Origin of the sequence: Streptomyces sp. NPDC087844 (assembly GCF_044742785.1) — a bacterium.
Taxonomy (GTDB): domain Bacteria; phylum Actinomycetota; class Actinomycetes; order Streptomycetales; family Streptomycetaceae; genus Streptomyces.
On the sequence record NZ_JBIUVD010000003.1, the window covers coordinates 404,466 to 425,361 of the forward strand.

At 71.0% G+C, this 20,896-nt stretch carries 21 protein-coding genes and 1 riboswitch; of the genes, 12 read left to right on the plus strand and 9 right to left on the minus strand.

Translation table 11 applies throughout. The features are described 5' to 3' along the window. Positions 1–52 precede the first annotated feature (52 nt). From ACIOKD_RS08680 to ACIOKD_RS08700, 5 genes are all read left to right on the plus strand, one after another. The gene (locus ACIOKD_RS08680; RefSeq protein ID WP_402080110.1) at positions 53–874 is read left to right on the plus strand and encodes an ATP-binding cassette domain-containing protein; all 822 of its coding nucleotides are present in this window, start codon (positions 53–55) and stop codon (positions 872–874) included. Continuing rightward, positions 846–2,945 (plus strand): YhgE/Pip family protein, encoded by a 2,100-nt coding sequence (locus ACIOKD_RS08685; protein WP_402080113.1) that lies wholly within the window; start codon positions 846–848, stop codon positions 2,943–2,945. Before ACIOKD_RS08680 ends, ACIOKD_RS08685 begins: the two co-directional genes overlap by 29 nt. Before the next feature lie 11 nt (positions 2,946–2,956). Beyond that, entirely contained in the window at positions 2,957–3,598 is a 642-nt protein-coding gene (locus tag ACIOKD_RS08690; RefSeq protein ID WP_402080115.1) for a TetR/AcrR family transcriptional regulator, read from the plus strand. Positions 3,599–4,037: 439 nt separating this feature from the next. Next, the gene (locus ACIOKD_RS08695) at positions 4,038–4,655 is read left to right on the plus strand and encodes a DUF4126 domain-containing protein (RefSeq protein WP_402080117.1); all 618 of its coding nucleotides are present in this window, start codon (positions 4,038–4,040) and stop codon (positions 4,653–4,655) included. A gap of 60 nt (positions 4,656–4,715) precedes the next feature. Beyond that, the gene (locus tag ACIOKD_RS08700; protein WP_402080120.1) at positions 4,716–6,254 is read left to right on the plus strand and encodes a phytoene desaturase family protein; all 1,539 of its coding nucleotides are present in this window, start codon (positions 4,716–4,718) and stop codon (positions 6,252–6,254) included. Positions 6,255–6,320: 66 nt separating this feature from the next. Here ACIOKD_RS08700 and ACIOKD_RS08705 read toward each other — a convergent pair whose 3' ends face one another. The 6 genes from ACIOKD_RS08705 to ACIOKD_RS08730 all read right to left on the minus strand — a co-directional run bounded on the left by ACIOKD_RS08705 (position 6,321) and on the right by ACIOKD_RS08730 (position 11,443). Continuing rightward, entirely contained in the window at positions 6,321–7,343 is a 1,023-nt protein-coding gene (locus tag ACIOKD_RS08705; protein WP_402080122.1) for a hypothetical protein, read from the minus strand. Between the two features lie 57 nt (positions 7,344–7,400). Further along, positions 7,401–8,324: a methylenetetrahydrofolate reductase [NAD(P)H] gene (gene metF / locus ACIOKD_RS08710; RefSeq protein ID WP_402080125.1), complete on the minus strand. Its 924-nt coding sequence runs from the start codon at positions 8,322–8,324 to the stop codon at positions 7,401–7,403. Positions 8,325–8,494: 170 nt separating this feature from the next. Further along, on the minus strand, positions 8,495–9,145 hold the full coding sequence (gene thiE, locus ACIOKD_RS08715; RefSeq protein WP_402080127.1) for a thiamine phosphate synthase: 651 nt from the start codon (positions 9,143–9,145) through the stop codon (positions 8,495–8,497). Positions 9,146–9,270: 125 nt separating this feature from the next. Beyond that, positions 9,271–9,642, minus strand: coding sequence for an Rv2175c family DNA-binding protein (locus tag ACIOKD_RS08720; protein ID WP_402080130.1), 372 nt, complete (start codon positions 9,640–9,642; stop codon positions 9,271–9,273). Between the two features lie 147 nt (positions 9,643–9,789). Next, on the minus strand, positions 9,790–11,019 hold the full coding sequence (locus tag ACIOKD_RS08725; RefSeq protein ID WP_402080133.1) for an NAD(P)/FAD-dependent oxidoreductase: 1,230 nt from the start codon (positions 11,017–11,019) through the stop codon (positions 9,790–9,792). 79 nt (positions 11,020–11,098) lie between these two features. After that, positions 11,099–11,443 carry a hypothetical protein gene (locus ACIOKD_RS08730; RefSeq protein WP_402080135.1) on the minus strand — a complete coding sequence of 115 codons (345 nt, stop codon included), beginning with the start codon at positions 11,441–11,443 and terminating at the stop codon, positions 11,099–11,101. 52 nt (positions 11,444–11,495) lie between these two features. Continuing rightward, a riboswitch (TPP riboswitch) is annotated at positions 11,496–11,609 on the plus strand. On the opposite strand from ACIOKD_RS08730, the gene thiO reads away from it, so the two are divergent. The 6 genes from thiO to ACIOKD_RS08760 all read left to right on the plus strand — a co-directional run bounded on the left by thiO (position 11,607) and on the right by ACIOKD_RS08760 (position 17,584). After that, on the plus strand, positions 11,607–12,863 hold the full coding sequence (thiO, locus tag ACIOKD_RS08735) for a glycine oxidase ThiO (RefSeq protein ID WP_402080138.1): 1,257 nt from the start codon (positions 11,607–11,609) through the stop codon (positions 12,861–12,863). (Overlaps the previous riboswitch by 3 nt.) Then, on the plus strand, positions 12,860–13,066 hold the full coding sequence (gene thiS, locus ACIOKD_RS08740; RefSeq protein ID WP_387326554.1) for a sulfur carrier protein ThiS: 207 nt from the start codon (positions 12,860–12,862) through the stop codon (positions 13,064–13,066). Before thiO ends, thiS begins: the two co-directional genes overlap by 4 nt. Before the next feature lie 3 nt (positions 13,067–13,069). After that, complete coding sequence (locus ACIOKD_RS08745) at positions 13,070–13,864, plus strand: thiazole synthase (protein ID WP_402080141.1); 795 nt, start codon at positions 13,070–13,072, stop codon at positions 13,862–13,864. Positions 13,865–14,077: 213 nt separating this feature from the next. Further along, complete coding sequence (pknB, locus tag ACIOKD_RS08750; RefSeq protein WP_402080143.1) at positions 14,078–16,000, plus strand: Stk1 family PASTA domain-containing Ser/Thr kinase; 1,923 nt, start codon at positions 14,078–14,080, stop codon at positions 15,998–16,000. A 125-nt stretch (positions 16,001–16,125) separates the two neighbouring features. Continuing rightward, positions 16,126–16,995, plus strand: a complete 870-nt coding sequence (locus tag ACIOKD_RS08755; protein ID WP_402080146.1) for a deoxyribonuclease IV — start codon at positions 16,126–16,128, stop codon at positions 16,993–16,995. 130 nt (positions 16,996–17,125) lie between these two features. Next, positions 17,126–17,584, plus strand: a complete 459-nt coding sequence (locus tag ACIOKD_RS08760) for a DUF4396 domain-containing protein (protein WP_402080148.1) — start codon at positions 17,126–17,128, stop codon at positions 17,582–17,584. A 72-nt stretch (positions 17,585–17,656) separates the two neighbouring features. Here the strand turns inward: ACIOKD_RS08760 and ACIOKD_RS08765 are convergent, their stop codons facing one another. Continuing rightward, positions 17,657–18,289, minus strand: a complete 633-nt coding sequence (locus ACIOKD_RS08765) for a sulfite oxidase-like oxidoreductase (RefSeq protein WP_402080151.1) — start codon at positions 18,287–18,289, stop codon at positions 17,657–17,659. A 182-nt stretch (positions 18,290–18,471) separates the two neighbouring features. On the opposite strand from ACIOKD_RS08765, the gene bfr reads away from it, so the two are divergent. After that, a complete protein-coding gene (gene bfr, locus ACIOKD_RS08770) occupies positions 18,472–18,951 on the plus strand; it encodes a bacterioferritin (protein ID WP_402080154.1) in 480 nt (159 codons plus the stop codon). A gap of 93 nt (positions 18,952–19,044) precedes the next feature. On the opposite strand, the gene ACIOKD_RS08775 is transcribed toward bfr, so the two are convergent. Both ACIOKD_RS08775 and ACIOKD_RS08780 read right to left on the minus strand, forming a co-directional pair. Next, positions 19,045–19,290, minus strand: a complete 246-nt coding sequence (locus ACIOKD_RS08775; RefSeq protein ID WP_402080156.1) for a bacterioferritin-associated ferredoxin — start codon at positions 19,288–19,290, stop codon at positions 19,045–19,047. A gap of 171 nt (positions 19,291–19,461) precedes the next feature. Further along, on the minus strand, positions 19,462–20,814 hold the full coding sequence (locus ACIOKD_RS08780) for a class II 3-deoxy-7-phosphoheptulonate synthase (protein ID WP_402080158.1): 1,353 nt from the start codon (positions 20,812–20,814) through the stop codon (positions 19,462–19,464). Positions 20,815–20,896: the final 82 nt, after the last annotated feature.

Below are 20,896 nucleotides of genomic sequence, written 5' to 3' on the forward strand. Positions count from 1 at the left end.
TGACCAGTCAGTTCAAAAACTTTGCGGTTCAACCGGTTGAAGGATCCGGAGAGTGGGGGAAGTTGTGGACGGTCCGCACGGACTCGGCGTCACGGCCGAGGACTTCGGGCTCAAGGGACCCCGCGGCTGGGCGTTCCGCGGCGTGGACATCGAGGCTGATCCCGGCTCGCTGATCGCGGTCGAAGGACCCTCGGGCTCGGGCCGTACGTGCCTGTTGCTGGCACTCACCGGGCGGATGAGGCCCACCGAGGGACACGCGAGAGTGGGTCGCTACGAGCTGCCGAAGCAGATGGCGGCGGTCCGCCGGTTCAGCGCGCCGGCCCATGTGCCCGGCGTCACCGACCTGGAGCCCGCCCTGTCCGTCGCCGAGCACCTCCGGGAGCGCGCACTGCTCCAGCGGCGGTTCGGCGGCCCCGTACGCGGACTGCTGCGACCGCGTCAGGAGCGGCTGGCGGAGGTCCGGCTGCGGGTCGACAGCGCGCTGGCCGCCGCCGGTCTCGACCGGGAGGCACTGCCCAAGGGCTCCAGGACCGCCGTGCGTGACCTGGAGCGCCTGGAGGCGCTGCGGCTGTCCGTGGCCCTCGCCCTGATCGGCCGCCCTCGGCTGCTCGGGATCGACGACATCGACCTGAAACTCTCGGATGCCGAACGGACCGAGGTCTGGGCGCTGCTGCGCTCCCTGACCGAGGCCGGGACCACGGTCGTGGCGGTGTGCAGCGAGGCCCCCGAGGGCGCGGTCGTGGTGTCCACAGGATCCGCCGGCACACCGGCCCACGACCGGGCCCACGACCGGAACCAGGACCGGAACCAGGACCAGCCCGACGACCACGACAAGGAGACGGCGGATGCGCTCGCCGAAACTGGCCGCGCTTGAGCTCAGGCGCTTCGGCAGGGGCAGGCTCCCGCGCGCGGCGCTGGCCGCGCTCCTGCTGCTGCCCCTGCTGTACGGCGCCCTCTACCTGTGGTCGTTCTGGGACCCGTACGGCCGTCTCGACCGCATCCCCGTGGCGCTGGTGAACGACGACCGGGGAGCCACCGCCGCCGACAGGGCCGACAAGAAGGTCGTGCTGGGCGACGAGATCACCAAGGGCCTGCATGAGAGCGACACCTTCGAGTGGCACGAGGTGAGCGCCTCGGAGGCCCGCGAGGGGGTCGAGAACGGCGATTACTACCTGTCGCTGACCATGCCGTCCGACTTCAGCAGGAGGATCGCCTCCAGTTCGGGGGACTCCCCGGAGACGGGCGCCCTCCAGGTGCGCACGAACGACGCGAACAACTACATCGTCGGGCAGATCTCGCGGACGGTCTTCAGCGAGGTGCGCACGGCCGCCTCGACCAAGGCGTCACGGTCGTTCCTCGACAAGATCTACGTCTCGTTCTCCGACATCCACGGGAAGACCGAGAAGGCCGCCGAGGGGGCCGACAGCCTCTCCGGTGGCATCGGGAAGGCGAAGAAGGGCTCGAAGGACCTCGCGGACGGCCTCTCGGACGCCGAGAAGGGCAGCGGCAAGCTCTCCGCCGGGCTGAAGAAGCTCGACACGGGAGCGGGTGACCTGGAGGACGGCTCGCGGCAGGTCTCGGAGGGCACGCAGACCCTCGCGGACAAGGTGAACGGCGTCGCGGACAAGGTGGGGCCCTTCCTGAAGGGCAACGAGAAGGAGATCGGCGACACCGCCCGACTCGTCGCGGACTCCGCCTCGGTCATCCGCGGCAACCTCGACACGCTGGCGAGGACGGCCCCTGCCGCCGCCAAGAGCGCGCGCACCGCCTCCGACACGCTGAACGGCGTCTACACGGCGCGCTGCGAGGACCAGGACCTGCCACTGCCCGACGCCGCCTGCCCGGACCTGAAGAAGGCCAAGGACGCGGCGGCGGACGTGGCGAGGGTCGCCGACGGCGTCGACACGCTGGTGACCGGCCAGGACGGCGACCTTAAGTCGCTGGACAAGCATCTGGCCACCCTGGAGAAGCAGGCGCGGGCGCTGGCCGACCGCTCACCGCACCTGTCCGAGGACCTCGCCACGGCCGTCTCGAAGATCAACGAGCTCAACAAGGGGGCCGGGAAGGTCGCCAAGGGGGCCGAAACCCTGCACACAGGGCTCGGCACGGCCAAGAAGGGCGCCACCGACCTCGACAGCGGGATCGGCAGGCTCGGGACGGGCGCGAACGACCTAGAAGGGGGCATGTACAAGCTCGTCGACGGCTCGGGGAAGCTCGCCGGCGGGCTGCACGACGGCGCGGGAAAGATCCCGGACTACGATAAGAAGGACCGCGATCAGCGCACCGGGGTCATGGCCGACCCCGTACAGCTCGCTTCGAAGGACCTGCACAAGGCGCCCAACTACGGCACCGGTTTCGCCCCGTACTTCATTCCGCTCTCCTTGTGGGTGGGCGCGATGGTCGCCTACATGCTGATTCCGCCGCTCAACCGGCGCGCGCTCGCCGCGGGCGCCCCCGCCTGGCGGATCGCGCTGGCGGGCTGGCTGCCGGTGGCCGCTCTGGGAGTACTGCAGACGGTCGCGCTGATGTCCGTACTGCACTGGGCCATCGGCCTGGAGGCGGTGCGGGCGGCCGGGACAGTGGCCTTCCTCTTCCTGGTGACGGCCTGTTTCTCGGCGATCGTGCAGTGGCTCAACGCCCGCTTCGGAGCGGCCGGCCGGATCCTCGTCCTCGCGCTCCTGATGCTCCAGCTGACCTCGGCCGGCGGCACGTATCCCGTGCAGACCAGCCCCGGTTTCTTCAACGCGATCCACCCCTTCATGCCGATGAGTTACGTCGTCGACGCCCTGAGGAGACTCATCACGGGCGGCGGCCTGGGGCCGGTCTGGCAGGCGTGCGCCGTCCTCACCGCCTTCACCCTGGGCGCCCTCGCGCTCACCGCGGTGTCCGCGCGACGCCGGCAGGTGTGGACCCTCGACCGACTTCATCCGGAGCTGAGCCTGTGACAATCAGGGCCATGGAAAGCAGCAGGACGGTGGACAGCGGCGGCGGCCGGCGGCAGGCGACCCGGCAGAAGCTCTACGAGGCGGCGGTGACCCTCATCGCCGAGCAGGGCTTCTCCGCCACCACCGTGGACGAGATCGCCGAGCGTGCCGGAGTGGCGAAGGGCACGGTCTACTACAACTTCGCGAGCAAGTCCGTCCTCTTCGAAGAGCTGCTCCGGCACGGGGTGGGACTGCTCACCGCCTCGCTGCGGGAGGCGGTCGAGAAGACCGACGAGGACGGCGGCAGCCGGGTCGACGCGCTGGACGCGATGATCCGGGCGGGCCTCGTCTTCATCGGCCGCTACCCGGCCTTCACCCAGCTGTACGTGGCGGAGTTGTGGCGCACCAACCGCGCCTGGCAGTCCACGCTGATGGTGGTCAGGCAGCAGGCCGTCGCGGTCGTCGAGGACGTCCTGCGCGACGGGATCGCGAACGGCGAGCTGAGTGATGAGATCGACACCCCGCTGACGGCGGCCGCGCTGGTCGGCATGGTGCTGGTGGCAGCCCTGGACTGGCAGGCGTTCCAGCCGCAGCGGTCCCTGGACGACGTCCACGCGGCGCTGTCCCTGCTGCTTCAGGGGAGGGTCGGCGGCGAGCGCCTCGGACACAAGTGACACAGGTGACACAGAGGCACGACGAACACAGCAGGCACAGCGGGCACAACAGACACAGCGGGCACAGGTGAACGCCGGTCCGAAGTGGCCGCGTCCCCCGCGGGCCACGCCGGACCGGCGCCCCTCCTGTGCTCCCCCGTGCGTCCCCCCGCACATCCCCCAGTGGCCCCCGACGGTTCCCCGTTCCGGTCTCCCTCGGGACCCCCCGTGCCTCGCTTCCGCCGAGTGATCGGCGGAAGGAGCGGTAGAGGGCGCCGCCCGTTCCGCCGCCCCGTGTCGGCGGTACCGGAGCCGCGCCCCTTTCCGTGCCTCCACTCTCTCGTCCGCGCAGGTGGGAACCCATCCGCGCGCGTACTCAACTCACGCCCTGAGTACGTGTACTCAGCACTGCGCACACGTGCCCAGGACACGCCCTTGCCGACTGGTTACGATCGCGTCCGTGTCCGTACTCCCCCTGGTGTTCACCAGCGGCTGGGCCAGCGGTGTCAACGCGTACGCGGTGGTGCTGCTCCTCGGCCTCTTCGGCGCGACCGGACTGACCGACGAGGTCCCCGAGTCGCTGCAGCGCCCCGAAGTCCTCGTCGTGGCCGGCGTCCTGTTCGTCTGCGAGGCCGTCGCCGACAAGATCCCGTACGTGGACTCGGTGTGGGACACCGTGCACACCGTGATCCGCCCGGTGTCGGGAGCCGTCGTCGCGGCGCTGCTCGCCGGGCAGAGCGGTTCGCTGTCCGAGCTGGCGGCCGGGGCGATCGGCGGCTCCTCCGCCCTGGCCAGCCACACCGTCAAGGCCGGCACGCGGATGGCGATCAACACCTCGCCGGAGCCGTTCAGCAACGTCGTGATGAGCACCGCGGAGGATCTCGGAGTCGCCGGGATCCTGACCTTCGCGATGTTCAATCCCGAGGCCGCGGCCATCATCGCGGGTGTCCTGCTGCTGGCCGGTCTGCTGGTGCTCTACTTCCTGGTCTCACGGATCAGACGGTTCCTGCGGCGCCGGGCCCAGCGCCGGGAGGAGAAACGGCTCGTGGACCGGCTCGGGCCGCCACCACCCGGCTGACCCCGGCGGGCGCCCGGGGCCGCGGGCCCGTTGTCAGTGGCGGCCGATAAGGTCCCTGGCATGGCACGGATTGTGGTGATCGGCGCCGGGATGGGCGCGATGGCGGCCGCTGCCCGGCTGGCCGTCGCGGGCCACCGGGTGACGGTGTACGAGCGGGCGGCGACGTACGGCGGAGCGGTGGGCCGCTTCGTGCGCGACGGGTTCGCCTTCGACACGGGCCCCGGGCTGCTCCAGCTGCCCGCGGTCTACCGCGATCTGTTCGTCAAGACCGGCAAGGAGCCTCTGGAGGCCTGCGTCGACCTGGTCCAGGTCGACCCGGCGGCACGGCACGTCTTCGCCGACGGCACGGAGGTCTCGCTGCCCAACGCCTCGCGCGCGGGGGTCGTCTCGGCCCTGGACGGGGCGCTGGGCGCGGGCGCGGGTGAGCGCTGGGGCGACTTCCTGGTCCGGGCTCGCGAGGCCTGGGACCGGACGCGCAGGCCGCTCCTGGAGGAGCCGCTGTGGCCCGACTGGCAGGTGCTGGGCGAGCGCGAGCCCTACCCTGCGCTGCGGCAGCGGCGCCTGCTGCGCACGCGTACGGCGACCCGGCTCTCGGAGGTCGGTGCCTGGGAGCTGGGCGACCCCCGCCTCACCGCCCTCCTGGAGAGCTACGCGCTGGCGTACGGCCTCGACCCGGGCGCGGTCCCGGCGAGCGCGGCCGTCCTGCCGTACATGGAGCACGCCTTCGGCGCGTGGTACGTGCGCGGCGGGATCCGCGAGCTGGCGCGGGCCGTGCACGAGCGGTGCGTGGCCAGGCGGGTGGAGTTCGTCTTCGGGGCCGAGGTCGTCGCGGTCACCGAGAAGGACGGCCGGGCGACCGGCGTGGAGCTGCGCGACGGGACCGTCACCGACGCGGACTTCGTGGTGGGCGGCCCGCCGGAGCTGCTGAAAGGCCTGACGGGCCGCGACGATCTGTACGCGGGCGAGGCACCCGGGCCGCATCCCGCGTCCCCGTCCCCGTCCCCCTCCGCCTCCCCGTCCTGCGGCAAGGCCGTGGTCTGTCTCGCCCTGCGCGGCCCGCGCGAGGCGGGCGCCGCGCATCGCACGGTCGTGCACACCGCGGACCGGGCCGAGGAGCTGGACCACATCTTCGAGGCGGGTGCGGCGGCGCCGCGGCCCACGGTGTGGGTGGACCGTCCCGACGATCCGTTGCTGCGCCCGGACGACGCCCACGAGTCCGTGGTGCTCACGGCGACGGTGCCGTCCCTCGCGCGCCACGACTGGGCGGCGGCCGGCGCCGCCGACGCCTTCGCGGATCGCATGGTCGCCGCCGCGGAGCGGGCCGTGCCGGAGCTGCGCGGGCGCGTGCTGTGGCGCGAGGTGCGGACGCCCCTGCACACGGAGCGGGAGACCGGGGCCGCGGGCGGCGGGGTGCCCGCGCCCGCGCTGGCCGGCGCGGGCGGCACACGCCTGCGGCCGGGCAATGCCACCCGTATACCGGGCCTGTTCGCGGTCGGCGGCTGGGCGCACCCGGGCGGCGGGCTTCCGCACGCCGGTATGTCGGGGTCGCTGGTCGCCGGACTGATCGTGGAGGGGCCTGACTTCAGGGGTTCGCAGTGACGGTGAGGGCGATCCCCGGGTGAGACCGCGCCGGTACTGACGGGGGTACCGGTACCGGTACCCCCGTCAGTACCGGTACTGCTGCTCGTCGTACCCGCCCTGCTGCTGACCGTTGCCCTCGTACGGATACGGCTGCTCCGGCGGGAGTTCGCCTCCGGACGGGTCCTCGGTGGTCCGCTGCTGCGGCACCCAGACGCCGCCGGGCGGAGTGTTCTCGCCGCCGCCGTAGGCACCCGCGGCGTACTGCTCCTGTTCGTAACCCTGCTGTCCCTGCTGTCCCTGCTGCCCTTGCTGTCCGTACTGCTGCTGCGAGCTGTCGTAGGACTGGCCGTAGGAGGCAGCGTCGTAGGACTGCGAGCCGACGTACGGGTCGGAGTAGGCGGCGTACTGCTGCTGCTGTCCGGTGTCGTAGCCGTACTGCTGCTGGTCGTAGCCCGAGTAGCCGTCGTAGCCGTAGTTCTGGGCGAACTGATCCTGGGACTGGCCCTGGTCCTGGCCCTGGTCCGCCTGACCGCCCTGCGCCTGTGCCTGCGCGGAGGCGGCGTACGCGGCGTCGGCGGCCGCCGCGTAGGCGGCTTCGCTGTAGACGCCGTACTGGCCGGTGTCGTCGGGCAGCGGCTGCGGCTCGTAGACGGCGGTGGACTCGGCGGCGTTCGCGGGGCGCTGCCCGAAGACCGACTCCTCGCGTCCGAAGGCGTCGTCCCCGCCGAAGCTCTCGCTGCGGCCGAAGTCGTTTTGCGGATACGTTCCGCTCTGCGCGGCCTGGAGGTCCGTGACCTCCAGGGTCGGTTCCTGGCGCTCGGGTTCGCCGCGGCGGCGCTTGGTGACGCCCGGCCGTCCGGCGACGGCCCAGCCGGCCGCGAAGCCACTGCGGAACGACAGCGTGACGTACGTCTGCCCGACGGCGAAGGCGGCAGCACCCAGACCGATGACCACCACCGACGGGATCAGGACACCGATGACCACCCCGAGGAAGCCGCCGAAGGCCAGCAGCCGCCAGCGCAGCCGCGCCTTGTACTGCAGCAGGACCTCGCCGAGCAGCCACAGCGCGACGATGCCGAATGCTATGTAGAGGACCGTCCAGCCCATGTACGCCCCTCTCCCAGATGGCCGCTACGCAGTGTGTCGTATCACGATGCGACCGGTCTAGGCCTGCTGTGGATGATGCAGGCCCAGGTTCTCGTAGATTTCCAGCGTCGCGGTGGAGTTGTTCAACGTAATGAAATGCAGTCCGGGGACTCCCTCGGCCAGCAGCCCCGCGCAGAACTCCGTGGCGAACTCGATGCCAATGGAGCGTACAGCCGCCGGATCGTCTTTGGCTGTGAGGATCCGCTCTTTCAGGGCGTCCGGGAACGAGGCGTTGCTGAGTTGCGGCAGTCGCTCCAGCATCTTCACGCTCGTCACCGGCATGACCTCGGGGATGACCGGAGTATCGCAGCCCGCCGCCTCGACCCGGTCACGCAGCCTCAGGTAGGCGTCCGGCCGGAAGAACATCTGCGTGATCGCGTAGTCGGCGCCGGCCCGGCACTTGTCGACGAAGTTCGCCACGTCCGCGTCCCAGTCCGCGGACCTCGGATGCATCTCGGGGAAGGCCGCGACACCCACGCAGAAGTCGCCGGACTCCTTGATGAGCTGGACCAGTTCGGCCGCGTAGGTGAGGCCCTGGGGGTGCGCCACCCAGTCGGCCATGGGGTCGCCGGGCGGGTCGCCGCGCACGGCGAGCATGTTCCGGATCCCGGCGTCCGCGTACTGGCCGATGATGTTGCGCAGTTCCGCGATGGAGTGGTCGACCGCGGTGAGGTGGGCGACCGGGGTGAGCGTCGTGTCGGAGACGATCTGCTCGGTCGCCTTGACCGTGCCGGCGCGGGTGGTGCCGCCGGCGCCGTAGGTCACCGAGACGAAGCTGGGGGCGACCGCCTCGACCCTGCGCAGCGCGTTCCACAGGTTCCGCTCGCCCTTTTCGGTCTTCGGCGCCCAGAACTCGAACGAGAAGGTCGTCTTTCCGGTCGCGAGCATGTCGCGCACGGTGCGTGCGCGGTCAGTCCTGGTGGAAGCAGATCCGAGGGCCATACCCGCAGGTTAGCCAGGGGCAGGCAGTCCCCCAACCGGATGCGGGAACTTTGCCCGATTTGCCGACTTGTTGTCCACTCCTCGGACAACCGGCGCTCGACCGATCCCGGATCGGCACGTATCTGTTCTGCCCTGTCCCGCTCCGTGCTGCTCTGTCCGGCGCTCGCGGTTCACGCCGCCCGGAGCCGCTTGGCGAACTCCGCCGCCGCCGAGCCCGGGTCGTCGGCCTCGGTGATCGCCCGTACGACGACGACCCGGCGGGCACCCGCTTCGAGCACCTCGTCGAGATTGCCGAGGTCGATGCCGCCGATGGCGAACCAGGGGCGGTCCGTGGCGAGCGCGGCCGTGTGCCGGACCAGGTCGAGGCCCGGCGCGTGGCGGCCCGGCTTGGTGGGGGTCGGCCAGCAGGGGCCTGTGCAGAAGTAGTCCACGCCGTCCTGGACGGCGGCGGCCGAGGCCTCCGGTCCGGCGTGCGTGGAGCGGCCTATCAGGACCTCGTCACCGAGGATCGCCCGGGCCGCGGGGACGGGGAGGTCTCCCTGGCCGAGGTGCAGGACGTCGGCTCCGGCGGCGTGGGCGACGTCGGCCCGGTCGTTCACCGCGAGGAGCTTGCCGTGCCGGCGGCAGGCGTCCGCGAGGACCGCGAGGTGGTCGAGTTCCTCGGCCGCCTCCATGCCCTTGTCGCGCAGCTGCACGATGTCCACGCCGCCCGCGAGGACCGCGTCCAGGAAGGCGGGAAGGTCTCCCTGGCGCCTGCGGGCGTCCGTGCAGAGGTAGACCCGGGCGTCGGCGAGCTGCGCGCGTGCGGTGGGTTCGGGCATGCGTGGGTCCCCCGTGTGGTGTCTGGTGTCGGTGGCGTACGGGCCGCGGGCCCACTCCTGTCTTCACAGTTCGCGGCCCGCGGCCCGTACGCCGTGCGGCGATGCGGATCTGCGTCGTGCTCGGGTCAGACGGCGAGCGCCTGGGCGCGGCGCTTCACCTCCGTGCCGCGATTCTCACTCAGAGCCTGCGCGGGGGTGCCGGGCAGGCTCTCGTCGGGGGTGAAGAGCCACTCCAGCATCTCTTCGTCGTTGTAGCCGTCGTCCCGCAGGAGCGTCAGGGTGCCTGCGAGGCCCTTGACGACCTTCTGTTCGTCCACGTCGATGAAAGCGGCGGGGACGTGCAGCGCGCGGTTCTCACCACGTCGTACGGCGATCAGCTGGCCTTCCCTGACCAGCTGCCGGACGCGCGTCACCTCGACGCCGAACTGTTCGGCGATGTCGGGGAGGGTGAGCCAGGCGGGGACGAGAGCATCGATCTTTGCGTCAATCTCGGTCACGAGGACAAGCCTGCCATCTCCCACTGACACCCGGTACCCGGGCGGCCCGCTCCACCGTGACCGGGCACACACCAGGCCGTTCGCCGGTACGGGCCGTCTGTGGCTGGTCGCAGACGACGAAACACCTCCCCGCGGAAGCGCGGCGCGCTAGAGCGCGGCCCCCTTCAAGGGGCGGGTCGGGTCCGTCAGCAGGGCGGGGTCCATTCGGGTGCCCGACTCGATCAGCCGGCGGCCCTGCGCCAGGTCCCGGGGGCGCCCCACCGCCAGGACCGCGACCAGGCGGCCCTCGCGGAGCCAGCACACCGACCAGGAGGGCCCCGCCGGATCCCCCCGCCGGAGCAGGGCGTCGGCGGCCCCGTGGTGCCCCGCGTACTGCACGAAGCGGCCGAACTGCTCCGACCAGAAGTACGGCACCGGGTCGTACGGCGCCGGCGTCTCCCCCACGATGTTCGCCGCGACCGTGCGCGGGCCCTGGAGCGCGTTGTCCCAGTGGTGGATCAGCAGGCGCTCGCCGTAGCGCCCCGACGGGAACGAGGCGCAGTCGCCGACCGCGTACACGTCCGGGAGGGAGGTGCGCAGATGGTCGTCCGCGACGATCTCCCGGTGGGCGCCGAGTTCGATCCCCGAACCGGCCAGCCAGGACGTGGCCGGCCGTGCCCCGACACCGACCACGACGGCGCCCGCAGGCAGCCGCGAACCGTCGTCCAGCACCACCGCGCCGGGCTCGACGCGCTCCACGCGCGCGTGGGTGCGCAGCGACGCCCCGCTGTCCGCGTACCAGGCGGCCATGGGCGCGGCCACCTCGGCCGGCAGCGCGCCCACGAGCGGCCGGTCGGCGGCTTCGACGACGGTCACCGCGCACCCCGCCTCACGCGCCGCCGTGGCGAACTCCGCGCCGATCCACCCCGCGCCCACCACCACGATGTCGTGCTGCCCGGCGAGGACGGGGCGCAGCCGCTCGGCGTCGTCGAGGGTGCGCAGCAGATGGACACCGGGTACGCCCTCGGTGCCCGGCAGCCGGACGGGTTCCGCCCCCGTGGCGACGACCAGGACGTCGTACGGGACGCGTCCCTGGGCCGTGTCGAGCTCGCGGGAGGCCGGGCGGACGCCGGTGACTTCCAGACCCAGGCGCAGTTCCACGTCGAGGTTCTCGAAGTCGACGTCGAAGGCGGATCCCTCGGCCTTGCCGAGCAGTACGGCCTTGGAGAGCGGCGGGCGGTCGTACGGCCGGTGGGGTTCCGCGCCGATCAGGGTCACGCTGCCGGGAAAGCCCTGTTCCCGCAGGGCGACGGCGGTCTGCACGCCGGCCATGCCCGCACCGACGATCACGACGCGTACGCGCGCCGCCGGGCCCGTTTCCTGTGTCAGCTCGCTCACCCGGTCACCATAGACAGATCGGTGAGATCGTCGGTCAGGGGCACGGTCGATGAGCTGTCGCACAGCCTCCGGCACGGCGTCAGCTCCTGGTGACCTCTTCGACCACACTCGTCCCGCTGCCCTCCTGGGACTCCCACTCCCAGGTCTCCGCCAGCCGCACCCGGCCGTCGGGGGTCTCGGCGACCTGGGACACACAGTGCCCGGACGAGGTGGTTCCGTCCGTCTTCAGCTGTACGTACCGGAAGTCGAGCCGGTCGCCCTCGCGGGTGCCCACGAGGTGGCCGCGCACGACGTCGCCGCCCGCGTACTCGGCCCAGACCGCGCCGTCCCGCTCGTGGTACGAGAACCGGGTGCGCGTACCCACCTGCCCCGGTGCCTGGTCGGCCACGGGGGCGAGAACGAGTCCGTCGAGCGAGCGGGCCATGCCGTGAGGCTCCCTTACTGAGGTGCGAGGCGAAGAGCTAGGGTGGCCAACGTAAAGCACTCGCGGGAGCCCGGACGTACCGGGCTGAGAGGGAGGCTGGGACGGCCTCCGACCGTACGAACCTGATCCGGGTCATGCCGGCGAAGGGAGGGGCTGGACGCCCATGTCGCGTACACCACAAGCACCTTCACCCCACGTCCTGGCCGCCGATGGTCACGGCGTCGATGGTCACGGCGTCGATGGCCCTACCTCCGACGTTCTGGTCGTCGGAGGCGGAATCATCGGCCTGGTCACCGCCTGGCGGGCCGCGCGGCACGGGTTGACGACCGCGCTGGTGGATCCCGAGCCCGGCGGTGGCGCCGCGCAGGTCGCGGCCGGGATGCTGGCCGCCGTCACGGAGCTGCACTACGGCGAGGAGACCCTGCTGGGCCTCAACCTGGCCTCGGCGCACCGTTATCCGGACTTCGTCGCGGAGCTGACCGAGGCGACCGGCCAGGACCTCGGATACCGCAGGTGCGGCACGCTGACCGTCGCACTCGACGCCGACGACCGCGCCCACCTGCGGGAACTGCACGCCCTGCAGAGCCGCTCGGGCCTGGAGTCGGAGTGGCTGAGCGGCCGCGAGTGCCGCCGCCTGGAGCCGATGCTCGCGCCCGGGGTGCGCGGCGGACTGCGGGTGGACGGCGACCACCAGATCGACCCGCGGCGCCTCGCCGCGGCTCTGGTCACGGCCTGTGAACGGGCCGGAGTGGTCTTCCACCGGACGTGGGCCGAGCGGCTGACCGTCGTACGGGACCGCGCGGCCGGAGTTGTCACGACGGGCGGCACGGAGCTGTCCGCGGGGCAGGTGGTCCTCGCCGCGGGCAGCCTCAGCGGACGTCTCGCGGGTGTGCCCGAGGACGTACTGCCGCCGGTGCGGCCCGTGAAGGGGCAGGTGCTGCGGCTGGCCATGCCGGAGCGGGCCTCGGCGCTCCGCGGCCGGAACGCGCCCTTCCTGAGCCGGACCGTGCGCGCCATGGTCCGCGGCAGCCACGTCTACCTCGTGCCGCGCGAGAGCGGCGAGCTGGTCGTCGGCGCGACCAGCGAGGAGCTGGGCTGGGACACCACGGTGACGGCGGGCGGCGTGTACGAGCTGCTGCGGGACGCCCACGAACTCGTTCCCGGCATCACCGAGCTGCCGCTCACCGAGACGCGCGCCGGACTGCGCCCGGGCTCCCCCGACAACGCGCCCCTGCTCGGCCCGACCGAACTCCCCGGGCTGCTCCTGGCGACCGGCCACCACCGCAACGGGGTGCTGCTCACCCCGGTCACCGGCGATGCCCTGGCGCACGCCCTGACCACCGGCGAGCTCCCGGAGGAGGCCCGCCCGTTCACTCCCCGGCGGTTCGACGCCGTCGCACGCACGGAGCAGCCCGCATGAGCGTGACCGTCCTCGTCAACGGGGAGCGGCGGGAACTCGCCGCCGACACCGCTCTCGACACCCTCGTGACCGCTCTCTGCGCGGCCCCCTCCGGGGTCGCCGCCGCCCTCAACGAGACCGTCGTCCCGCGCACGCAGTGGCCGACGACCCTCCTGCGCGAGGGCGACCGCGTCGAAGTACTCACCGCCGTCCAAGGAGGCTGACCCATGGCCGACGACCCCTTCGTCCTCGGCGGTACGTCCTACGCGTCCCGTCTGATCATGGGCACCGGCGGTGCCCCCAGCCTCGACGTCCTGGAGCGCTCGCTCGTCGCGTCCGGCACGGAGCTGACGACGGTCGCCATGCGGCGCGTGAGCCCCGGGTCCCATGGCTCGGTCCTCTCCGTGCTCGACCGGCTGGGCATCCGCGTACTGCCCAACACCGCGGGCTGTTTCACCGCCGGGGAGGCCGTCCTGACGGCCCGCCTCGCGCGCGAGGCGCTCGGCACGGACGTCGTCAAACTGGAGGTCATCGCCGACGAGCGCACACTGCTGCCCGATCCGATCGAGCTGCTCGACGCCGCCGAGACCCTCGTCGACGACGGCTTCACGGTCCTGCCGTACACGAACGACGACCCGGTCCTCGCACGGAAGCTGGAGGACGTGGGCTGCGCCGCGATCATGCCGCTCGGGTCGCCCATCGGGTCGGGGCTCGGGATCCGCAACCCGCACAACTTCCAGCTGATCGTGGAGCACGCGTGCGTACCGGTCATTCTGGACGCGGGAGCCGGCACGGCGTCGGACGCGGCGCTCGCCATGGAGCTGGGGTGCGCCGGTGTGATGCTCGCCTCGGCGGTGACCCGGGCGCAGGAGCCGGTCCTCATGGCCGAGGGCATGCGGCACGCGGTCGAGGCCGGGCGCCTCGCGTACCGGGCGGGGCGCATTCCGCGCCGCCACTTCGCGGAGGCCTCGTCCACGTCGGAGGGCATCGCGCGACTCGATCCGGAACGCCCCGCTTTCTGAGGTTCTCGCGCACTTCCTCATGCCGCCTCACACCTCCTCCCGCCTCGCTGCTTTCTCCGAGTTCTGGCCGGAACGCGCGTCCGAATCCGTCCCGAACGTGTAAGCCGTAGCCGGTCGGCCGGCGTGCGAGATGCGTCACAGCTCGGCTTCAGTACCGCCCCGGAATCGCCCGCACGGGCGGCTCCGTCAGTGGTGGCTCGTACACTCACCTGCGTGGATACGACCCTTCAAGACCCCTTGGTCGGGCATGTGCTCGACGGTCGGTATCGCGTCGACGCCCGCATCGCGGTCGGCGGGATGGCCACGGTCTACCGGGCCGTGGACACCCGCCTCGACCGGGTGCTCGCGCTCAAGGTGATGCACCCGACCCTGGCGGCCGACGCCTCGTTCGTCGACCGTTTCATCCGCGAGGCCAAGTCGGTGGCCAGGCTCGCCCACCCGAACGTGGTGCAGGTCTTCGACCAGGGCACCGACGGCAGTTACGTCTATCTGGCGATGGAGTACGTGGCCGGATGCACCCTTCGCGACGTACTGCGCGAGCGCGGGGCGCTCCAGCCGCGGGCCGCGCTGGACATCCTGGAGCCGGTCCTCGCCGCGCTCGGCGCCGCGCACCGTGCCGGGTTCGTGCACCGCGACATGAAGCCGGAGAACGTCCTGATAGGGGACGACGGCCGGGTGAAGGTGGCGGACTTCGGGCTCGTACGGGCCGTGGACACGGTCACCCACACGACGGGCGCCATCCTGGGCACGGTGTCGTATCTCGCGCCGGAGCAGATAGAACACGGCACGGCCGACCCCCGTGTGGACGTGTACGCGTGCGGCATCCTCCTCTTCGAGATGCTGACCGGCGACCGGCCGCACTCGGGCGACTCACCCGCGGCGGTGCTCTACAAGCACCTCCACGAGGACGTGCCCCCGCCGTCGGCGCTCGTGCCGGGCCTCGCCCACGAACTCGACGAGCTGGTCACCTCGGCGACCGCGCGCAACCCCGAGATCCGCCCGTACGACGCGGTGGCGCTGCTCGCACAGACCCTGGACGCGCGCAGCGCCCTGAGCGACGACCAGCTGGACGCCGTGCCGCCGGGCGCCGTCGCCACGGACCGCCCGGGCGCCGACAACCGTACGAGCGTGATCCCGCGCTCGCTGTCGGTGCCCCGGCTGCTCCCGGTGAACGAGGACGACGCGGAGCTCCACCGCACGAGCTTCCTGCCGTCCCCGCCGCCCGAGCCGCCGCGGCGCGTCCGCACGACGGCACCTCGCCGGGGTGTGCTCGCGATCGTCGCCGCGGTGCTGCTGGTCCTCGGCGTCGGCGCGGGGGTCTGGTACATCAACTCCGGCCAGTTCACCGAGGTCCCCGCGGTGCTCGACAAGACGGAGGCGCAGGCCAGGAAGAGCATCGAGGACGCCGGCCTCGGCGTGCGGACCACCAAGGCGTACAGCGACACGGTCAAGATCGGCAGGGTCGTCAGCACGGACCCGGAGCCGACCACCCGGATCCGCGACAACGGCTCCGTGACCCTGACGATCTCCAAGGGCCCCCACACCGTGCGGGTGCCGGACCTCAAGGGCTACACGCTCGACAAGGCCAAGGAGCGGCTGAAGAAGGAAGGCCTCGCCGCGGGCATGGTCACCAAGTCCTTCCATGAAGACGTCACCGCGGGCTATGTGATCGGCACAAAGCCGGGGGCGGGCACCGAGCGCCGCGGCGGTTCGGCGATCGCGCTGGTCGTCAGCAAGGGCAGCCCGGTGGAGGTGCCCAACGTGCTCGGCGACGACCTGGACGACGCCAGGCAGGAGCTGGAGGACGCGGGTCTGACGGTCGAGGTCACCTCCGGGCGGATCACCTCCGACTACGAGGCCGGCCAGGTCGCCGAGCAGTCGCCCGATCCCGACAAGCAGGTGGCCCAGGGCGACACCGTCAAGCTGACGGTGTCCAAGGGCCCGCCGATGGTCGAGGTGCCGGACGTCGTGGGCGACAGCGTCGACGACGCGAAGCAGGAACTGGAAGAGGCCGGTTTCGAGGTCGAGGAGGACCGCGGGCTGCTGGGACTCTTCGGCGACACGGTGGAGAGCCAGTCGACCGAGGGCGGCGAGAAGGCGCCCAAGGGGTCGAAGATCACCATCGAGATCCGCTGAGCAGCCGGTGCGCCGAGCAGCGCCGTCGAGGGCGCTCGGCCACTGGGCCGATGAGCGAGGTTCGTCGGACTTGTGGGGACATGGCCGCCGACAGGGCGGCCGGGACCGCGTGACACCCTTGGAGGGTGAGCACTCAGCAGTCCCGCAACCCTGTCGGCGGCCATGTCCCCGTCGCCGGAGGTCTTGCCTCCGTAGGCCTCTCGTACGCGCGTGAGGTAGCCGCCGAGACCGTCCAGGTCTTCGTCGCCAACCCGCGTGGCTGGGCGACACCACCTGGGAACCCGGCCCAGGACGAGCAGTTCCGTACCGCCTGCGCCGCGGAGTCCATCCCCGCGTACGTCCACGCGCCCTACCTGATCAACTTCGGTTCGCACACCGAGGCGACCGTGGAGAAGTCGGTGGAGTCGCTGCGGCACTCACTGCGCAGAGGGCGGGCGATCGGGGCGCTCGGCGTGGTCGTGCACACGGGCTCGGCGACCGGCGGCCGGGAGCGCCCGGTCGCGCTCCGGCAGGTACGTGAGTACCTGCTGCCGCTGCTGGACGAGCTGACCCACGACGACGACCCGTTCCTGCTGCTGGAGTCGACCGCCGGTCAGGGCGCCTCGCTCTGCTCACGGACCTGGGACTTCGGGCCGTACTTCGAGGCGCTCGACGCCCATCCCAAGCTGGGTGTCTGCCTGGACACGTGCCACATCTTCGCCGCGGGCCACGACCTCACCGGGCCCAGCGGGATGCACCAGACCCTCGATCTGCTGGTGGACACGGTCGGCGAGGGCCGCCTGAAGCTGATCCACGCCAACGACTCCAAGGACGTGGCCGGCGCCCACAAGGACCGCCACGAGAACATCGGCGCCGGTCACATCGGCGAGGACCCGTTCCGCGCCCTGATGACACACCCCGCCACCGAGGGCGTACCGCTGATCATCGAGACGCCCGGCGGCAAGGAGGGGCACGCGGCGGACGTGGAGCGCCTGAAGAAGCTCAGGGACGGCTGAGCGAACAGACCCCACCCGGGCTCCGGCAACCGCCACTCCCACGGCGGTGGGCCCCCTTGAGGGAATACCCCTGGGGGGTATATGGTTCCGACCCTTGAACAGGAACCGTCACTCAACGTCGGGGGCTCTGATGCAGCACGACGGACACCCGCACGCAAGCTGGTCCACGGCCGTCCGGGCCACGCTGCACTGCCTGACCGGGTGCGCCATCGGCGAGGTGCTCGGCATGGTGATCGGCACCGCGCTCGGCTGGGGTTCCGTGCCCACGCTCGTACTGGCGATCACCCTGGCCTTCTTCTTCGGTTACGCGCTCACACTGCGCGGCGTACTGAAGGCGGGCGTCGACCTCAGGACCGCGATCCGGGTCGCGTTCGCCGCGGACACGCTCTCCATCGCGGTGATGGAGCTGATCGACAACGGCGTGATCGTCGTCTGGCCGGGCGCGATGGACGCCGGACTCGGGGACGCGCTGTTCTGGTGGGTGCTGGCGATCGCGCTGGCCGCCGCGTTCGTGGTCACGACGCCGGTCAACAAGTGGACGATCGGTCGCGGCAAGGGCCACGCCGTGGTGCACCAGTACCACCACTGAACAGCGAGAACAGCAGATCTCGGGACGGTCTGAACTCGGGACGGTCAGAGCTCGGGGCGGCACTCGGAACGGTCAGAGCTCGGGGCCGTCCCCGGGCTCCTCCTGGTAGGAGTAGCGCTGCTCACGCCAGGGGTCGCCGACGTTGTGATAGCCGCGCTCCTCCCAGAAACCGCGGCGGTCGGCGGTCATGTACTCCACGCCGCGCACCCACTTGGGGCCCTTCCAGGCGTACAGCTGCGGCACGACGAGACGCAGCGGGAAGCCGTGCTCCGCGGTGAGCAGTTCACCGTCCTTGTGGGTGGCGAAGATCGAACGCTCGGACGCGAAGTCGTCGAGGCGCAGATTCGAACTGAAGCCGTACTCCGCCCAGACCATGACATGGGTGACGCCGGACGCCGGCGGGGCGATCTCCAGGATCGTCCGGGTCGGCACGCCACCCCACTCCGCACCGACCATGCTGAACTTCGTGACGCAGTGCAGATCGGCCACGACCGTCGCGTACGGCAGTGCGGTGAACTCGTCGTGGGTCCAGCAGTACTTCTCGCTGTCGGCGGTGGCGCCGAAGATCCTGAATTCCCAGCGCTCGGGACGGAACTTGGGTACGGGCCCGTAGTGCGTGACCGGCCAGCCCCGCTGCAGTCGCTGCCCCGGCGGAAGCTCCGACTGCGCTGCTTCTCCAGATGCACGACCCACCGGCTGACCCATGACTCCATCCTGACAGACCCGGGGAGTGGACATGACCAGGTCCGTACCCACTCGGTCAAGCACGACAAATTGGACTAAGCCTGCACTTACTTACTAAGCATGCACTTACTGGACGATCTTCAACACCGGTGCAATCATGCGGCGCAACCCACCAGTTCCCCCGCCTGGAAGGAGCCTTCGCGATGCAGGGCGACCCCGAGGTTCTCGAATTCCTCAACGAGCAGCTGACCGCCGAGCTCACCGCGATCAACCAGTACTTCCTGCACGCGAAGATGCAGGAGAACTTCGGCTGGACGAAGCTGGCGAAGTACACGCGGCACGAGTCCTTCGACGAGATGAAGCACGCGGAGCTGCTGACCGACCGCATCCTCTTCCTGGACGGCCTGCCGAACTACCAGCGGCTCTTCCACGTCCGGGTCGGACAGACGGTCACCGAGATGTTCCAGGCGGACCGCCAGGTCGAGGTCGAGGCGATCGACCGGCTCAGGCGCGGTATCGACGTGATGCGGGCCAAGGGCGATGTCACGTCCGCGAACATCTTCGAGTCGATCCTCGCGGACGAGGAGCACCACATCGACTATCTGGACACCCAGCTGGAACTCGTGGAGAAGCTCGGCGAGGCGCTCTACATCGCGCAGCTCATCGAGCAGCCGGACAGCTAGAGCCAGGAGAGCCGGAGCGGGAGAAGTCGGAGCCGGAGAAGTCGGAGCGGGAGAAGTCGGAGCCGGAGAAGTCCTGGCCGGACGGGCCAGGTCTCAGGCCGCCTCGTTCAGCCGCTCTTCCCGGCGCCCCGCTTCCGCCAGTGCCGGTATGTCCTGCTTGACCGAATCCCGGCCGGGGAGGGCACCGCGGCCCAGCAGCGCCTGGATGCGCCGGACGCAGGACCCGCAGTCGGTGCCCGCCTTGCAGGCGGACGCTATCTGCCGGGGGGTGCAGGCGCCGTCCGCCGCGTGCTTCTTCACCTGCGCCTCGGTCACTCCGAAACAGTTGCAGACGAACACGCGGTTCCACCTCCCGACGGGATTCGATAGGTCGTGCCGTCCCGAAGATCGGTGAGGCTAACCTAACCTTACCCGTCGAGTCTGGGCCGCAAAAGTGCGACGGGGCGCGGATCGTATGTGATCCGCGCCCCAATATGCGTGCCTGTAACAGCCGAAACGGCTGCTGATCTGCTACTGGGCCCGGTACATCTCCGCCACGAGAAACGCCAGGTCGAGTGACTGGCTGCGGTTCAGACGGGGGTCGCAGGCCGTCTCGTAGCGCTGGTGCAGGTCGTCGACGAAGATCTCGTCGCCGCCGCCCACGCACTCGGTGACGTCGTCACCGGTGAGCTCGACGTGGATACCGCCCGGATGGGTGCCGAGCCCCTTGTGGACCTCGAAGAAGCCCTTGACCTCGTCGAGCACGTCGTCGAAGCGGCGGGTCTTGTGACCGGAGGCCGCCTCGTAGGTGTTGCCGTGCATCGGGTCGGTGATCCAGGCGACGGTCGCGCCCGAGGCGGTGACCTTCTCGACCAGCTCGGGCAGCTTGTCGCGGACCTTGTCGGCGCCCATCCGGACGATGAAGGTCAGTCGGCCCGGCTCGCGGTCCGGGTCGAGCCGCTCGATGTACTGCAGCGCGTCCTCGGCCGTGGTCGTCGGGCCCAGCTTGATCCCGATCGGGTTGCGGATCTTCGAGGCGAACTCGATGTGCGCGCCGTCCAGCTGCCGGGTGCGCTCACCGATCCACACCATGTGGCCTGAGACGTCGTACAGGTGCCCGGTGCGGGAGTCGACCCTGGTCAGCGCCGACTCGTAGTCGAGGAGCAGCGCCTCGTGGGAGGCGTAGAACTCGACGGTCTTGAACTCCTCGGGGTCGGCCCCGCAGGCGTTCATGAAGTGCAGCGCCTGGTCGATCTCGCGCGCCAGCTGCTCGTAGCGCTGGCCGGACGGCGAGGTCCGCACGAAGTCCTGGTTCCAGGCGTGCACCTGGCGCAGGTCGGCGTAGCCGCCGGTGGTGAAGGCGCGGACCAGGTTGAGCGTGGACGCTGAGGCGTTGTACATCCGCTTCAGCCGCTCGGGGTCCGGGATCCGGGCCTTCTCGTCGAAGTCGAAGCCGTTGACCGAGTCGCCGCGGTACGTCGGCAGGGTCACGCCGCCGCGGGTCTCGGTGTTCTTGGAGCGCGGCTTGGAGTACTGGCCGGCGATCCGGCCGACCTTCACGACCGGCACGGACGCCGCGTACGTGAGGACGGCACCCATCTGGAGCAGGGTCTTGAGCTTGTTGCGGATGTGGTCGGCGGACACGGCGTCGAAGGCCTCGGCGCAGTCGCCGCCCTGGAGAAGGAACGCCTCGCCCTTGGCGACTGCTCCCAACCGGGCGCGCAGCTGGTCGCACTCGCCGGCGAAGACGAGCGGCGGATACGACTCAAGGTCCGCGATCACTTCGCGCAGAGCCTCGGCATCCGGGTACTCGGGCTGCTGCGCCGCGGGCAGGTCTCGCCAGGTGTTGCCAGCGCTCGCGCTGGACTTAGCGTTCACGGTCACGGCGCCAACATTACGGGGTCGTGTCGGGCATCCCTCCCCATGCTCATCAATTGAGACGGATCGCGCTCGATCGACGCGGCGG

What these genes read in the sequence shown, in the direction of transcription:
- ACIOKD_RS08685 (WP_402080113.1), top strand. Translation starts at nt 846, where the DNA reads ATGCGCTCGCCGAAACTGGCCGCGCTTGAGCTCAGGCGCTTCGGCAGG.
- ACIOKD_RS08690 (WP_402080115.1), top strand. Translation starts at nt 2,957, where the DNA reads ATGGAAAGCAGCAGGACGGTGGACAGCGGCGGCGGCCGGCGGCAGGCG.
- ACIOKD_RS08700 (WP_402080120.1), top strand. Translation starts at nt 4,716, where the DNA reads ATGGCACGGATTGTGGTGATCGGCGCCGGGATGGGCGCGATGGCGGCC.
- ACIOKD_RS08705 (WP_402080122.1), bottom strand. Translation starts at nt 7,343, where the DNA reads ATGGGCTGGACGGTCCTCTACATAGCATTCGGCATCGTCGCGCTGTGG.
- metF (WP_402080125.1), bottom strand. Translation starts at nt 8,324, where the DNA reads ATGGCCCTCGGATCTGCTTCCACCAGGACTGACCGCGCACGCACCGTG.
- thiE (WP_402080127.1), bottom strand. Translation starts at nt 9,145, where the DNA reads ATGCCCGAACCCACCGCACGCGCGCAGCTCGCCGACGCCCGGGTCTAC.
- ACIOKD_RS08730 (WP_402080135.1), bottom strand. Translation starts at nt 11,443, where the DNA reads ATGGCCCGCTCGCTCGACGGACTCGTTCTCGCCCCCGTGGCCGACCAG.
- thiO (WP_402080138.1), top strand. Translation starts at nt 11,607, where the DNA reads ATGTCGCGTACACCACAAGCACCTTCACCCCACGTCCTGGCCGCCGAT.
- thiS (WP_387326554.1), top strand. Translation starts at nt 12,860, where the DNA reads ATGAGCGTGACCGTCCTCGTCAACGGGGAGCGGCGGGAACTCGCCGCC.
- ACIOKD_RS08745 (WP_402080141.1), top strand. Translation starts at nt 13,070, where the DNA reads ATGGCCGACGACCCCTTCGTCCTCGGCGGTACGTCCTACGCGTCCCGT.
- ACIOKD_RS08760 (WP_402080148.1), top strand. Translation starts at nt 17,126, where the DNA reads ATGCAGCACGACGGACACCCGCACGCAAGCTGGTCCACGGCCGTCCGG.
- ACIOKD_RS08765 (WP_402080151.1), bottom strand. Translation starts at nt 18,289, where the DNA reads ATGGGTCAGCCGGTGGGTCGTGCATCTGGAGAAGCAGCGCAGTCGGAG.
- bfr (WP_402080154.1), top strand. Translation starts at nt 18,472, where the DNA reads ATGCAGGGCGACCCCGAGGTTCTCGAATTCCTCAACGAGCAGCTGACC.